Source organism: Streptosporangium longisporum, from assembly GCF_039534895.1.
Classification (GTDB): Bacteria; Actinomycetota; Actinomycetes; order Streptosporangiales; family Streptosporangiaceae; genus Streptosporangium; species Streptosporangium longisporum.
Map to the genome: position 1 here is coordinate 563,113 of NZ_BAAAWD010000007.1, position 12,840 is coordinate 575,952.

11 protein-coding genes are annotated in these 12,840 nt (G+C 68.7%); 6 read left to right on the top strand and 5 right to left on the bottom strand.

From position 1 onward, the window contains the following. Nucleotides 1-640: 640 nt before the first annotated feature. Both ABD832_RS15445 and ABD832_RS15450 read right to left on the bottom strand, forming a co-directional pair. Nucleotides 641-847, bottom strand: a complete 207-nt coding sequence (locus ABD832_RS15445; RefSeq protein ID WP_344894847.1) for a DUF397 domain-containing protein — start codon at nucleotides 845-847, stop codon at nucleotides 641-643. Between the two features lie 14 nt (nucleotides 848-861). Continuing rightward, nucleotides 862-1,755: a helix-turn-helix domain-containing protein gene (locus tag ABD832_RS15450; protein ID WP_344894850.1), complete on the bottom strand. Its 894-nt coding sequence runs from the start codon at nucleotides 1,753-1,755 to the stop codon at nucleotides 862-864. A gap of 353 nt (nucleotides 1,756-2,108) precedes the next feature. Here ABD832_RS15450 and ABD832_RS15455 point away from each other — a divergent pair, with 353 nt between their 5' ends. From ABD832_RS15455 to ABD832_RS15465, 3 genes are all read left to right on the top strand, one after another. Next, on the top strand, nucleotides 2,109-2,576 hold the full coding sequence (locus ABD832_RS15455; RefSeq protein ID WP_344894853.1) for an ATP-binding protein: 468 nt from the start codon (nucleotides 2,109-2,111) through the stop codon (nucleotides 2,574-2,576). Between the two features lie 67 nt (nucleotides 2,577-2,643). Further along, a complete protein-coding gene (locus ABD832_RS15460; protein ID WP_344894856.1) occupies nucleotides 2,644-3,765 on the top strand; it encodes an adenosylhomocysteinase in 1,122 nt (373 codons plus the stop codon). Between the two features lie 5 nt (nucleotides 3,766-3,770). After that, nucleotides 3,771-4,313 carry an NUDIX hydrolase gene (locus tag ABD832_RS15465; protein ID WP_344894859.1) on the top strand — a complete coding sequence of 181 codons (543 nt, stop codon included), beginning with the start codon at nucleotides 3,771-3,773 and terminating at the stop codon, nucleotides 4,311-4,313. 264 nt (nucleotides 4,314-4,577) lie between these two features. Here ABD832_RS15465 and ABD832_RS15470 read toward each other — a convergent pair whose 3' ends face one another. Together ABD832_RS15470 and ABD832_RS15475 are read right to left on the bottom strand one after the other, a co-directional pair. Next, the gene (locus ABD832_RS15470; protein WP_344894862.1) at nucleotides 4,578-6,512 is read right to left on the bottom strand and encodes a DNA/RNA helicase domain-containing protein; all 1,935 of its coding nucleotides are present in this window, start codon (nucleotides 6,510-6,512) and stop codon (nucleotides 4,578-4,580) included. A 121-nt stretch (nucleotides 6,513-6,633) separates the two neighbouring features. Beyond that, entirely contained in the window at nucleotides 6,634-8,472 is a 1,839-nt protein-coding gene (locus ABD832_RS15475; RefSeq protein ID WP_344894865.1) for a DNA/RNA helicase domain-containing protein, read from the bottom strand. A gap of 482 nt (nucleotides 8,473-8,954) precedes the next feature. On the opposite strand from ABD832_RS15475, the gene ABD832_RS15480 reads away from it, so the two are divergent. The 3 genes from ABD832_RS15480 to ABD832_RS15490 all read left to right on the top strand — a co-directional run bounded on the left by ABD832_RS15480 (nucleotide 8,955) and on the right by ABD832_RS15490 (nucleotide 12,008). Further along, nucleotides 8,955-10,328 carry a hypothetical protein gene (locus ABD832_RS15480; protein WP_344894868.1) on the top strand — a complete coding sequence of 458 codons (1,374 nt, stop codon included), beginning with the start codon at nucleotides 8,955-8,957 and terminating at the stop codon, nucleotides 10,326-10,328. A gap of 52 nt (nucleotides 10,329-10,380) precedes the next feature. Further along, entirely contained in the window at nucleotides 10,381-11,535 is a 1,155-nt protein-coding gene (locus ABD832_RS15485; protein ID WP_344894871.1) for an ARPP-2 domain-containing protein, read from the top strand. Nucleotides 11,536-11,792: 257 nt separating this feature from the next. Continuing rightward, complete coding sequence (locus ABD832_RS15490) at nucleotides 11,793-12,008, top strand: hypothetical protein (RefSeq protein WP_344894874.1); 216 nt, start codon at nucleotides 11,793-11,795, stop codon at nucleotides 12,006-12,008. Nucleotides 12,009-12,450: 442 nt separating this feature from the next. Here the strand turns inward: ABD832_RS15490 and ABD832_RS15495 are convergent, their stop codons facing one another. Next, nucleotides 12,451-12,807, bottom strand: coding sequence for a nucleotide pyrophosphohydrolase (locus ABD832_RS15495; RefSeq protein WP_344894877.1), 357 nt, complete (start codon nucleotides 12,805-12,807; stop codon nucleotides 12,451-12,453). Nucleotides 12,808-12,840: the final 33 nt, after the last annotated feature.

Below are 12,840 nucleotides of genomic sequence, written 5' to 3' on the forward strand. Positions count from 1 at the left end.
CTCCGGCGGGGAAGTCGGCCAAGCGGGCGGCCAGTGACTCGATAGCGAGATCGTGCGGCAGAGCGGCATTGAATTTAGCCCCTTCAGCGTCTTATCTGTCCACTTGCGGGTGCTGGAGCAGGGGCGCTCATATCTTGTCGTGCCAAACCGGTCGGGTTAGGAAATCGAGCAGCCTGATGCGCAGGTCGTCCGTGCATCCCGGGGGCACCCTGATCACCAGGGCGGGTGACGACGTGCGGTGGTTGAACGTGGGCCGGCTACCGCGCGAACGCGACGCTCGCCGCCACACTGCCGTCGATCACCGACCCGGTTCAGCGACCTACGGACTTCACCGTACGGCTCCGCGAGGACCTGAGCCCCGACGCCTGGCGCGAGGCTTGTGACGGCGCGGGGAACGGTGAGCTCCTGGTGCTGCCGGACGTCGACCGCCGCGCCTTCCAGGGGCTGAAGTTCTCGGCCGTCCTGCCGGAACGGCTGGCGGTGGCGACGGTCGCGGCCAGGCTGGCCGACTTCGAGGGCGCGTGCTGCACTGGCCGAGACTGTTCGCCTGCAGATTGCGGCCTCCTCCTGAGAGGTCATTTGGAGCCCTGGCAGGCGCTCTCCAGGACTCGGAGGACGACCCTGTGTCTCAGTGAGGGCTTCAGGAGATACCGTCGAAGTGGCCGCTCTTGATGCCGCCGACGAAGGCCGTCCACTCGTCACGGCCGACCACGAGTGTGCCACCCTCGCGGTTCTTGGTGTCGCGGACGGCGACATCGTTGCCGACGAACGCCATCTCGACGCAGCTCGGTCCGTCGGCACTGAGGCTGCTCTTACGCCAGCGTGCACCGGATAGATCTGGTTTCATCTCGGCTCCTCTCGCTAGTGATCTTTCTGTAGAGATGCGAGTAGCGCTGCTGTGTCAGCGGGGCTGAGCGCCACCGCGCGAAGATGCTGACACATATCGTTATACCGCTGAATATCCGTTTCTTCCTCAAGGAAAAGGTCGCCAGCCATGCTGTCGATGTGAATGACGTCGGGGTTGCCCGCGGCGAATTTCAAGACGATGAAGCTGCCGGGCATACCCGGGTGAGCACCAGCGGAGAACGGGATGACCTGGACGGTGATGTGCGGGCGTTTGGCTTGCTGGGCGAGATGTTCGAGCTGAGCGCGCATGATGATCTCGCCGCCCACCAGCCGGAACAGGGCTGCCTGATCCAGAATCGCCCACAGGTGAAGCGGTGTGTCTCCTTCCAGGAGAGCCTGTCGCTGTATTCGAGCAGCGACACGATGCTCGATTTCGGCGTCCGTAATGGTTGGTCGGACACCGCGCGTCATCGCCCGCATGTAGTCCTCGGTCTGCAACAGGCCAGGCACGAACAGGGACTCATAGTTGATCGCCTGCTGGGCTTCGGCTTCCAGGCCGATATAGGCGCTGTACTTGTCGGGAAGGTCCGCTTCAACGCCATACAGCCACCCGCGCTGTTTGGCCTCTTTCTGTAGCGTCACCAGGTCGGTACGTCGGTTGCCGGTGACACCGTAGGCGTCGAGCAGTGCGTTGAGTGTCCGGAGCTGCGGCTTGGCTTTGGCGGTTTCGATCCGGTGAAGCGTGGCGAGGTTGACGTTGGTCTTCTCGGTCACCTCGACCTGGGAGAGTCCGGCTTCCTGGCGGAGGCGGCGCAGCTCGGCTGCCAGCCGCCGCAGACGCACCGTCGGCGGTTGGCGCTTGGTACGTGACGAGGGTGCAACTACCTCCAACTCGCCCTTCTCCTGCATTTTTGGCACCTCTCTGGATTATGCGGGCAGTGTAAGAGCCTGCATTGCATTTACTCACGGTGATAGTGCATGCTCTCTCCGTAAGCCTTCCAGGCGGGCTTCCCCCTGGAGGTGAAACGCACGATTTCCCCAGACGGCCGGGCGGACGATCTTCCCTCCCGAGGCGGCCCACCCCGTACCGGGTGCCCGTCCGGCCCCAGCGGCACGACCGGCGACACACCTGCGACGCTCCCCGGCCGTGCTTCCCCGTAGGACCGGCGCCGTGCCCCCATCCCCCCGGTGGGGTGAGCGGCGTCCCCCGTCTGCGAACGGCGCCGGTCCTACGTCCGACGTACCGACCAGGAGCGGGTGAAATGACAGGTGTAACCACCGAGCACTATCTGGAACTCTCCGTCTTCTCGACCTCGCCCTACTACGCCCGCGTGCACGTCCAGCGGGTGCTGGAGGGCTGGCGGCGAGATGACCTGGTCGAGACGGCCCGGCTCCTCGTCTCCGAGCTTGTCTCCAACGCGGTCAAGGCGCACGCCTCGTGCCGTGCCGTCGCCGAGACGGCCCATCTCGGCCCGGACCGCATCTGGATGGACCTCTACCTGGTCGGTGAGACGGTGGTGCTCCGAGTCTGGGACGCCGACCGCAACCCGCCCGTCCTGTGCACGCCCGGCCCGGACGACGAGAGCGGCCGTGGCCTCCACCTCGTGGACCTTCTTGCCACCGACTGGGGCTACTACCGCCCAATCCCCGGCGGCAAGATCGTCTGGTGCGCCTTGACGGCCCCGCCACTCTCTCCCGAGGAGCCGGCCGTACTGGCCCGTGAGCACTGAGAGCTGTTCCGGTGAAACTCCGCCCGCCACCTGCACTGCCCGCCCGCACCGATGAGAGAGAACAGCCTTGGAAGCCTTCGAACGTGCCCGGCTGGACGCCTATTTTGCCAAGATCGCAGCTCGGTTCGTTCCCGACGAGCGGGTCACGTCCTTCCTGGTCACCCATCTGCTGCCCGAACGGCCCTGCTTCGTTCGTGCGGTCGCGGCGATGGGCCGTCTGCGGGCGGTGCTGCCCAAGCCCAAGTCGATCGACCCTGCCGCCCGGCGCGAGACCGAACAGACCGTCCCGGTCGACGTGCTCTCCCGTGAGCTGTTCGCCGATCCCGTCACGGCCCTGGACTACTTCGAGTCCCGAGCCGCCACCGAGCCGATCGTGCTGCTGGACGTCGGCGGCTACTTCGCGCCAACTCTGGCCGAGGTGCACGAGCGCTTCTCCGGACGGCTTCTCGGGGTGATCGAGGACACCGAGAACGGCCACCGTCGCTACCGGGATCTCGACACGCTGCCCTGCCCGGTGGTCTCGGTCGCCCGGTCGCCACTGAAGGACCCGGAGGACTACCTTGTCGGCCAGTCCGTGGTCTTCTCCACCGAAGCCGTCATGCGCGGCAGGGGTGACATCCTGCACGGCCGCCCGGCCCTGGTGATCGGTTTCGGCAAGCTCGGCAGCTCGATCGCCCGGCTGCTGCACGCCAAGGGTGTCCAGGTCACCGTCTTCGACATCGATCCTGTGCGCCGTACCCAGGCACTGTCCCAGGGGTTCACCGTCGCCCGCGACCGTCACGGCGCGCTGACCGGAGCCGGGCTCGTCCTCTGCGCGACCGGTGCCGTGTCCCTGCGCGGCGAGGACTTCCCCCACCTGCGCAACGGTGCCTACGTCGCCACCGTCACCAGCAGCGAGGACGAGCTGGAACTCGACGGGCTGCCGGACGTTTACACCCGCACCATGGTCGGCGACCACATCACCCGCTATCAGACGACCGGCCACTACTTCTACCTGGCCAACGGCGGAAACGCCGTCAACTTTTTGCACGGCGCCGGCGTCGGGCCGTTCATCTTCCTCGTGCAGGCCGAGATACTCGCCGGAATCGGGATGCTCACCCGCGGAGACCTCCCACCCGGTATGCATGAGGTCTCCGCGGCCGACCGCGCCGCCGTCGCGGCGATCTGGCTCTCCTACTTCAACAGGTGATCGACTTGGCCATCACGGCAGACCACATCCGCACCGTCATCGGCGACTACCTCGACGCGTACCCCGAGGAGAAGCGGAGCCTCGCCCCCGTCCTGGAACTGCTGGACGACGGCGCGGACCTCACGAGCCGCGGGGAGTTCCGAGGGCACGTGACCGCCGGCGCGATTCTGGCCGACCCCGACGGGCGCATCCTGCACATCCACCACCTCGCCCTGGACAAGTGGCTGCTGCCCGGCGGTCATGTGGAGGCATCGGACGACACGCTCCTGGACGCAGCCCTGCGCGAGCTCGCCGAGGAAACCGGCATGCCCGCCGCTGCCGTCACCCCGGCCGGTGACCGTCCCGTTCACGTCGACATCCATCCGATTCCCGCCAACCCGGCCAAGGGCGAGCCGAACCACCGGCACATCGACTTCCGGTTCCTCCTCCACACCGCCGACGCAGTTGGGCCGCTCCAGACCGAGGAGGTCACCGCCGCAGCCTGGCGCGAGGTCGACGACATCAGCGACCCTGTCCTGAAACATCGCATCACCGAGGCACTTCGCTGAGACCCTCCAGCCGGGCTCCAAGCTCGACAGGCCAAGCCCACACGTCAGGAGCCGGGACCGTCGCGGAGGCCTCACTTCGCGGTTGGTACTCGACCACGCGCCACTCACCAGGGCCGGATCACCGCTCCTGTCCAACCGTGCCGAAGATCGCACCGATCGGTAGCCAGACGGCAGGAGCGGCTCGGCCCCACCGGGCAGCGTGCCGGACCCTCAACTCGCGATCATGCCGCGACCAGCGGCCCGGCCTCCCGGGATGAAACGGGTTCACTCGGTGCCGGTGCCACTGACGAGGCCGGAGAGGAACTCTTGAGTCTCGGGATCCACCGCGTACAGGACCACCCCCGTCAGCCCCCTGGTGAGCAGCACCTTGTAGGTGTTGCGGATGAGGCGGTCGAACTGTTCGGGGGTGACCGACGACTTCGTCAGGTCCTTGTCCTTGCAGCTCTCACGTTCGGTGACGAGCCTGCCGCCACGGGCCAGCAGGTCGGGGCCGATGATCACTCCGGCCCAGTCGAACTCCAGGCCCTGGGCGGTGTATACGCAGCCGATCTGGCCGAACCCGCCGGGCGCGCTGGCCCAGATCTGACTCGGCGGGGCGTCACCGACCTTGGAGGGGCTCTTCGCGTTCCAGGGGCGCTCCCAGTCGCCGATCTTCACGTCGGGTTCGAGGGTCTTGTCGGGGTTCGGGTCGCTCCACGGCCAGCAGAACCCGGCGGTCATTCGGGCCGTCCAGCCCTCGGAGATCTTGGAGGCCAGGGTGGCCTCCATGTCCGCCGGAGACTCGGCCACGATGACCTCGAAGTTCTCGTCACCGGTCCAGGGCTGTGGTCCCGCGTCGCCGTCCCACTCGCCGTCCTCGTCACCGAGGGCGAGAAGCCTGCGCACCCACAGGTCGTAGGCGATGCTCCCGCCGCACCGCCACTGGCCCTCGAGGGAGATGTGCTGATGGCTTACGTTCAACTGCTGCGCGTACGCCTTGATCGCCGCCAGAGTGCCGACCTCACCGGGCTTCACCACCTGATGCTCGTCGAGGAAGAAGACGGGCACCCGCGCCGCGTTGATCAGGTCCTGGATCTGCGGGCGGTCGCTGCGCTTGCTCGCGTTGAACCGGTCGAAGGACTTCAGTCGGGCACGGTGCGCCTCGTCGGCGATGAGGATGTCGGCATCGTTGGGCTGGACGGTCGCGAAGTCGTTGAAGTACTTGAAGAGACTCTTGAGATCCTTGTCGCTCCCGGTCACGAAGCGGCGCATCGTCTCGGTGAAGGCACGGGAACCGGTGGCGTACCAGGCGCGGCGCTTGGCGCTGGCCATGTAGTGCAGCAACTCGATGGCCACGGCGGTCTTCCCGCTCCCGGGGCCGCCGGTGATGGTGACGACCCGCTTGGTGTTCGCGGCGAAGGCTCCCTCGACCGCGTGCCGCACGGTCTCGAACGCCTTCTGCTGCTGGTCCACGAGGATGAACTTGTCGCGTCCCTTGAGGACGTTCGCGGCCTTTTTCAGAAGCGGCTGGTTGGGCTGGATCCGCCCGTTGACGAGGCGTTCGGCCGCGGGGTGTCCCTCGGCGTTCTCGAACCGGTCCCGGAGATAGCCGACGAACGCGCTCCGCTCCGTCTTGGTGAACAGCCGGACGTTGCTGTCCAGTGCCAGATCGAACAGGCCGGGTACGCTCTGCCGCGTCGCGTTGTGCAGGTAGGCCACGCCCTCCACCGCCTCGGGCTCCCCGTCGAGGGCGCTGCAGTTCTCGGCGAGCTGCTGGCAGTAGTTGGAGACCTGGATCGCAGGGTGGGTGTCGTAGTCGTTCCAGCTTCCCGGCACTGCCACGAGCTTCTCGTCTTCCTCGTAGAGCTCGGCCTCGCTCCACTGCTTGAGCTCGATGACGACGAACAGGTCCTTGCCGGTGTGACGGTTGACGCCCGCGAGGACGACGTCCGCCGCGCTTTTCCTGTTGTGCGGCATGGGGAACTCGACCATCACCTCGATCCCGTCGAGGCCCGCGTCGTTCAGGTCGCGTGCGAGGGCCGAGAGGCTGTTGGTCCACGCCCGTAGCTGGCTCTTGCTCGCGGGCCTTCCCGTCTCCCGCTTCGTCGCTTCGGCGAGTGCCGCGGTGAACGCCTTCTCCATCTCGGAGGCCGGCGTGGAAAGGGCCGTGAAGAACGTCGCCGCAGAACCCCGGTAGGCGGGTCCGAGCTGCCTGGCCATGCGTATACCCCCAGGGCACGAAGATTCGTGCGGTGTGGGGGCGTGTCCGTCGCCGGAAGCCCGTCGGGCCGCGCTGTCGGTGGTGCGGAAGTCGTCGCTCGTTCGGTGTTTCTGCGGACCCTCAGGCCCGCATCAGTTCCTCGATGAACTCTTGGGTACGCGCATCGACGGACCAGACGTAGGTTCCGGCCATTCCGCGGGTGAGCAGGACCTTGTAGGTGTTGCGGATCAGCCGGTCGGCCTGCTCGTCGGTGGTCCCTCGGGTGAGGGCGGGATCCTTGCTGGCCGACCGGACGGTGACGAGCCTGCCGTCGCGGTAGACCAGGTCGGAGCCGATGATCACGCCGTTCCAGTCGTACTCGAAGCCCTGGGCGGTGTAGACGCAGCCGACCTGTTCGAAGCCGCCCTTCTGGGTCGCCCACAGTGCGCTCGCGGGTGCCTCGCCCACGGCCCGGTCGCCCTTGACGTTCCACGGGCGGGACCAGCCGTCGAGCCGGATGTCGTGGACCAGCGTGCCGTCCTTGGCGGGTTCGCTCCACGGCCAGCAGAACCCGGCCGTCATCCGGGCTGAGCGGCCCTCGTCCAGCTTCGCGCGGAGCAGGGTCTCCAGCTCTTGCGGTGACCGGGCCGCCGAGACCGCGAAGTGGTCGTCCCCGAGCCATGGCGCGGGCCCGCCGTCCTGAAGGCCGAGGAGCCGCAGCACCCACTCCTCGTACGCGCGGCTGCCGCCGCAGCGGAACTGCTCGTCCAGGGCGATCTCGTGCACCCGGAAACCCCGCCCCTCCGCGTGGGCGCGGATCTCGGCCACGGTGCCCGACTCACCGGGCCGCACGACCTGGTGCTCGTCCAGCAGGAAGACGGGCACCCGGGCGGCGTCGATCAGCTCGTCGATCTGGCGGCGGTCGCTGCGCAGACGGGCCGGGGTGTAGCGATTCTGCGAAGTCTCGCGAATCCGGTGCGCCTCGTCGCAGACGAGAACGTCGAGGTCGTTGCGTCCCGCGCTCGTGAAGCTGTTGAAGTACTTGAAGAGGCTCTTCACCGCCGTGGAGCCCTTGCCCGGCACCCGGCGCAGCGTCTCGGTGAACGAGCGGGACCCCGTGGCGTGCAGGACCGCACGACCCTGCCGCGACAACTCGCCCAGAAGCGACAGCGCGATGACGCTCTTGCCGCTTCCGGGGCCGCCGGTGACGACGACGACCTCCTTGGTGTCGGCCCTGCGCGCCCTGCCGACGGTGTTCAGCACGATCTCGTACGCCAGCCGCTGCTCGTCGAGCAGGACGAACTGCTCGCGCTCCCTGATCTCCCGGGCGGCGAGTGCGAGAAGCTGCTTGGAGGGGCGGATTGCGCTGTTGAGGAACCGATCGGCCGCTGCGGCACCCGACTCGGGGGCGAACCGTTCGCGAAGGTGGTCGAGGAACGCTCCACGCCGGCTCTTGGTGAACAGGCGGCTTCGCTCGCTCCGCGCCTCCCCGTAGAGGTCCTCGACGTCCGGATCGGCCGCGTTGTGCAGGTAGGCCACGCCCCTGACAGCGTCGTCCCGGCCCTCCAGGGCGCCGACGAAGTCGACGATGTAGTCGCAGTAGGTCTGGACCTGGAGGGCCGGATGCAGGCGAGGACCGGCCACGCCGCCCACGAGCACCAGGTTGGGGTCGTCCTCGAACAACTCGGCCTGGCTCCACTGCTTCAGCTCCACCACCAGGTACGCGTCGTCACCCGTGCGGCGGTCGACCCCGGCGAGGACCACGTCGGCGCGCTTGCTGGTCAGCGGCAACCGGTACTCGACCAGCATCTCGACCGCGCCCAGCCCGGCGTCGACCAGGTCGCGGGCGAGGACGGGGAGGCTGCGGTCCCAGGACCTGCGCTCGGCGTCGGAGGGGTTGATGCGCGCGGTCCTTCGGAGGTGCTCGGCGATGACCTCGCTCAACCGCCGTTCGGCGACCGAGTCGCCGGTCGTCAGCATGGCCAGACTTTCGGCGGAGTGCCGAAATGCCGTCACGGACCTACCCCCAGGCAGCACGAGAGACTCGTGCGGTGTGGGGGCGTGTCCGCGCTCAGACGACGCGCGGAAGCCCGTCGGGCCGCATCACTACGCCAGGCACATTACAGCGATCATCGGACAAAATCAGGAGAGTGCGGTGCCTTCTTGATCGTCCTTCGGCGGATCCGCGCGTTGCGGTATTCGCCGATCTGATCCAGCCAGGTGCTCCTCGCCCCCCGCAGTGGTCGGAAATGAGGAAGAAGAAGGCGATATGGCGGTGCTAGCCTTCCCAAGGTCGGCCGCGGGACTCAGGTGCGACTTCCGGAACCCGTCTTTGAAGCGATGATTCGCAGCTCGTTCCCCCATTCCCCGGCCGGCCTCGTACGTGAACCCCGGAGGCGGCGATCGAAGCGCACATCGAGACCGGTGCGGACCTCATCGCCGCCGAGGACGTCCTGCTGTTCGTGAACGCGGCGATCACCTCCACCGGCCAGCGTGAGTTCCACTCCGGCGCCGGCGAGCAGGGTCTCTCGCTGGGCTTCCTGCACGACTACCTGATCGGCAACTACCGTGATCTGTACGCGGCCACCCTCGCCCTGAACGTCAACGACCACAACGTCGTACTGATCGTCAGGAACCTGCTGGTCACGGCGGGGGAGGCGGACGGCGAGCAGCGCCGGGCCGAGGGACGGCTGATCGCCCGGCGGCTAGCCCTGCTCCCGCCGCAGCGGGTGTACGGGCTGTTCCGCGAGCTGCGCCGCGCCAGGGTCAACAACCGGCGGACCAGGGCGATCATGCGGGACTGGCTGGCGGCCCGCCCCGACCCCGCGTTCGACGCGGTGAAGTACCGGGGCGCCGTCAAGGACGCCGTCCGCCACGCCCACCTGAGCCCGCCCGGGGAGCTGGGGCCGTTCCTGTTCACCCCGCACCGGCAGGCCGCCTACGCCACGCCGATCCTGGAGACCTGGCGGCGGGCCCACTACGAGCAGGCGGCGCTGTACGAGCTGCCCTACACGGTCGCGGAGGGGTTCGCGGCGAAGCACCGCATCGCCCGCGCCACCTTCCTGGAGCGCATCGCGCCACGGCTCACCCGGCTGGAGCGGCTGCGCCTGCAGGAGTCGGCGCGCGACCTGAAGGCCGACGCGGTGCGGGCCGACCTCACCGCGATGCCGTTGACCCGGCTGGCGTCGTACGTGCTCGCCCTCCCGGCGGACGACCGCGTGCGCCGCCGCGCCGAGCTGACGGAGGCGCTGCGCGCGGCGGCCGGGCGGGTCGCGGGCGATGAGGCCGGGAGCTGGGGTGCGGTGGCCGCCGTCCTCGACGACAGCTTCTCCGCCTACGGCTCGGGGCAGAAGCGCCGCCGCCCGCTCGCCGTCGCGCTCGCCTGCCACTTCCTGCTGGAGGCGCTGGCCGCCGAGTACACGCCGCTGTGGCTTTCGGGCCGTACGGACTCGTTGCTCGTCCGTCCGTACGGGGCGACGCCGCTCGGCGAGCGCATCCTCGACGCCCTCGAACGCGGACCCGGACGCCTGGTCATCGTCTCCGACGGATGGGACAACTCACCGCCGGGGCTCGCGGGAGAGGTGCTGCGGATCTGGCGCACCCGGCTCGACCCGGACCGTACCTGCGGCATCGTGCACCTCAACCCGGTGTACGACGCGGCCGGCTTCGACGTACGGCGGCTGGCGCCCACCGTCCCGACCGCCGGGATCCGGGACGCCGAGAACCTGGTCGCCCTGGTGGAGCTGGCCCGGTTCGCGGAGGGGCGTACCGGGATCTCCGAGCTGCGTGCCCACCTGGAGCGCCGCGTCGAGGCGTTCCTGCGGGAGGACGCGTGACGAGGCCCGCCCACCTGACGTGCCGTGCCGAAGGGTTCCCGGGGGAGGACGCGTGACGGATCTCGCCCTCACCGGGCTGACCACCCACCCCGCGCAGGCCTGGGGTGGCGTACGGCTCGTCCCGCTGGTCCGCGCCGAGCCGATCGAGGACCTGCGGCTCGACGCCCGCCTCTACGACACCGAGCTCGGCGTCGTCGAGGTGGGCCCGCGGACCGAGTACGTGTCCTACATCCCGCACGGGTTCGTGGCGACCTGGACGGACGACGGCACCCCGGCCTCGGCGTACGGGACCCAGCTGCGGGGGCCGCGGGAGCGTGACCGCCCGCCCGGCCGGATGCCGCTGCGGTTCCACCGCCGGATGGCCCGCCGGGCCGGCAGGAACCGGCTGCGCTTCCTGCCCCTGCACCTGGCGCTCGAAGGGTATCTGGCGCTGCACTTCGGCGGGCCGGAGATCGTGTGGGAGGAGTGGTCGCAGCGCGCGATCAGCCACGGGCTCTCGCCCCGCGCCGAGGAGGCCTACACGGGCGCGCAGGTCGGCGGCCTGGAGGACGCCCTTCGCGTCTTCGAGATCCATTCGGGCCAGTGCGGCGTTCTCGTCTACGTCGCGGACGCGCTCGCCGCCGCGTTCGTGGTGCCGCACCCCGACGACTACCGCGCGTTGCACACCACCCTCGTGCACGACCTGTACGGCGAGCTGATCTTCCACTACGCGATGTTCGGCGGGCCGGTGGCCGATTTCCGCGCCCGTATCGAGGACGCGACGGTGCGCTCGCTCGCCGACCTGCGCGCGGGGGCACGCCGGCAGCGGGACGAGTGGGCGGCCTTTCACGACCGGGTCATGGCGGGCGGGTTGCTGGACGGGGATCACACCTACCAGCGCGTCCACGAGATGGGCGGGTACCGCCTGTCGCGCTTCCTGCCGTCCTTCGAACGGAGGCGGGAGAACCACATCGGCGAGCTCATCACCGACGGCGCCGGCCGGCTCGCGTACCTCAAGACGTTCCGCCTGTCGGAGAACCAGGTCCGGCGCGGTCACCTGCTGACCAGCCTCGCCGCCACGGGCTGGAACCTGGCGGACGCAGCCGCCGCGCTCGGCGTGACCGAGCCCCAGCTCGGCCTGCGCATCGAGGCCGCGGGCTTCGGCCACCTCCTCCGCCAGGACATTCTGGATCACTACCGTGCCCGGGCCCGCCGCGATCGCCGGTGACCGTGTCGCCATGCCGTCCGGCCCGGTGCGGTGACCGGTCCTGCGACGAGGGATCCCCGTCCGGCCTCGCATCTCGGGAGACCGGCCGGACGGTCGGACCGGGCCGGCCCGGCGAAGCGCCACCGGGGATGAGGATCTTCATTGCCGACGGGGCGCCGTGACGGCGGCCTGCCGGGACGGCAGACCGCCGCGCGGCGAATCCCTCTGACCTCGACCCCGTGCAGGCCTCAGTAGTAGCCGTGCCAGGGGTGATGGTGATGGTGGTGGTGACCGTGCCAGGGGTGATGGTGGTGGTGACCGTGCCAGTGGTGATGGCCGTGCCACGGGTGGTGATGGTGGTGACCGTGCCAGTGGCCGTGGCCGTGCCAGGGATGGTGATGGTGGTGGTGACCGGGGGGAGGATCGTTCAGAACCACCGAGGACACCTGAGCGGCCTCCTGGGTCATCGCGCTCGCCCCCGCGGGATGCGCTGACATCGTCATGGCGACGATGAAGCCGGAAGCCACCAATGTGCCGGCGGCGACAGCATGCTTGAACATAAAAGATCACTCCGCGTCTGATGGTCGATCCCGACGTGTTCCCCGCCCTCGAAGGGCACCAAGGCCATTGCCGGGAATGTGACGGATTGATGTCGCATAAGACGCTAGTCCAGTTATATATGGACGCTCATCCCAGATAGGACAAAGCCTTGGTCCGGGGGCATCCTCGAAAAGGAAGCCGAAGGTCACGCGAGAGCGGGCATCGCGATTCCGGCCCCAACGACAAATACGTAATAAATGCATATATCCATGCAAATGCGGCCTGAGGGAACCGGTCCTGTACGGCCTTCGCAAGGCCATGTCATTACCGGTCTCCGCGCCGCTCCTCGATCCGGTCGATGCGCGTCGCTCGACCGTGGCGTGCTGCTCACAGGGATCAGGGGAGCGGCGGAGCCTTCTTGATGGTTCCCCGGTAGGTCTCCACGTCGTAGCGCCGGTCGCCCTCGTCGAGCTTGGCGTGGGCCGCCTCGACGAGGTCGATCCCCAGCGTGTCGGCCAGCCGGGAGAGGTAGATCATGACGTCGGCGATCTCGGAGCGGACGCGCGCGGCGGCCTCGGGGTCGCCCATGACGGCCGCCGACTCCTCGGGCGTCAGCCACTGGAACTCCGCGACCAGCTCACCGGCCTCACCGGCCAGCGCCATGGCCAGGTTCTTGGGGGTGTGGAAGCGCTGCCACTCCCGCGCCTCGGCGAACCGCCGGAGTCTGCCGGCCAGCTCCTCAAGCTCCGTCATGGGAGGACACGGTACAAGGCGGAAGCCGGAGGG

What these genes read in the sequence shown, in the direction of transcription:
- ABD832_RS15445 (WP_344894847.1), bottom strand. Translation starts at nt 847, where the DNA reads ATGAAACCAGATCTATCCGGTGCACGCTGGCGTAAGAGCAGCCTCAGT.
- ABD832_RS15450 (WP_344894850.1), bottom strand. Translation starts at nt 1,755, where the DNA reads ATGCAGGAGAAGGGCGAGTTGGAGGTAGTTGCACCCTCGTCACGTACC.
- ABD832_RS15455 (WP_344894853.1), top strand. Translation starts at nt 2,109, where the DNA reads ATGACAGGTGTAACCACCGAGCACTATCTGGAACTCTCCGTCTTCTCG.
- ABD832_RS15470 (WP_344894862.1), bottom strand. Translation starts at nt 6,512, where the DNA reads ATGGCCAGGCAGCTCGGACCCGCCTACCGGGGTTCTGCGGCGACGTTC.
- ABD832_RS15475 (WP_344894865.1), bottom strand. Translation starts at nt 8,472, where the DNA reads ATGCTGACGACCGGCGACTCGGTCGCCGAACGGCGGTTGAGCGAGGTC.
- ABD832_RS15490 (WP_344894874.1), top strand. Translation starts at nt 11,793, where the DNA reads ATGGTGGTGGTGACCGTGCCAGGGGTGATGGTGGTGGTGACCGTGCCA.
- ABD832_RS15495 (WP_344894877.1), bottom strand. Translation starts at nt 12,807, where the DNA reads ATGACGGAGCTTGAGGAGCTGGCCGGCAGACTCCGGCGGTTCGCCGAG.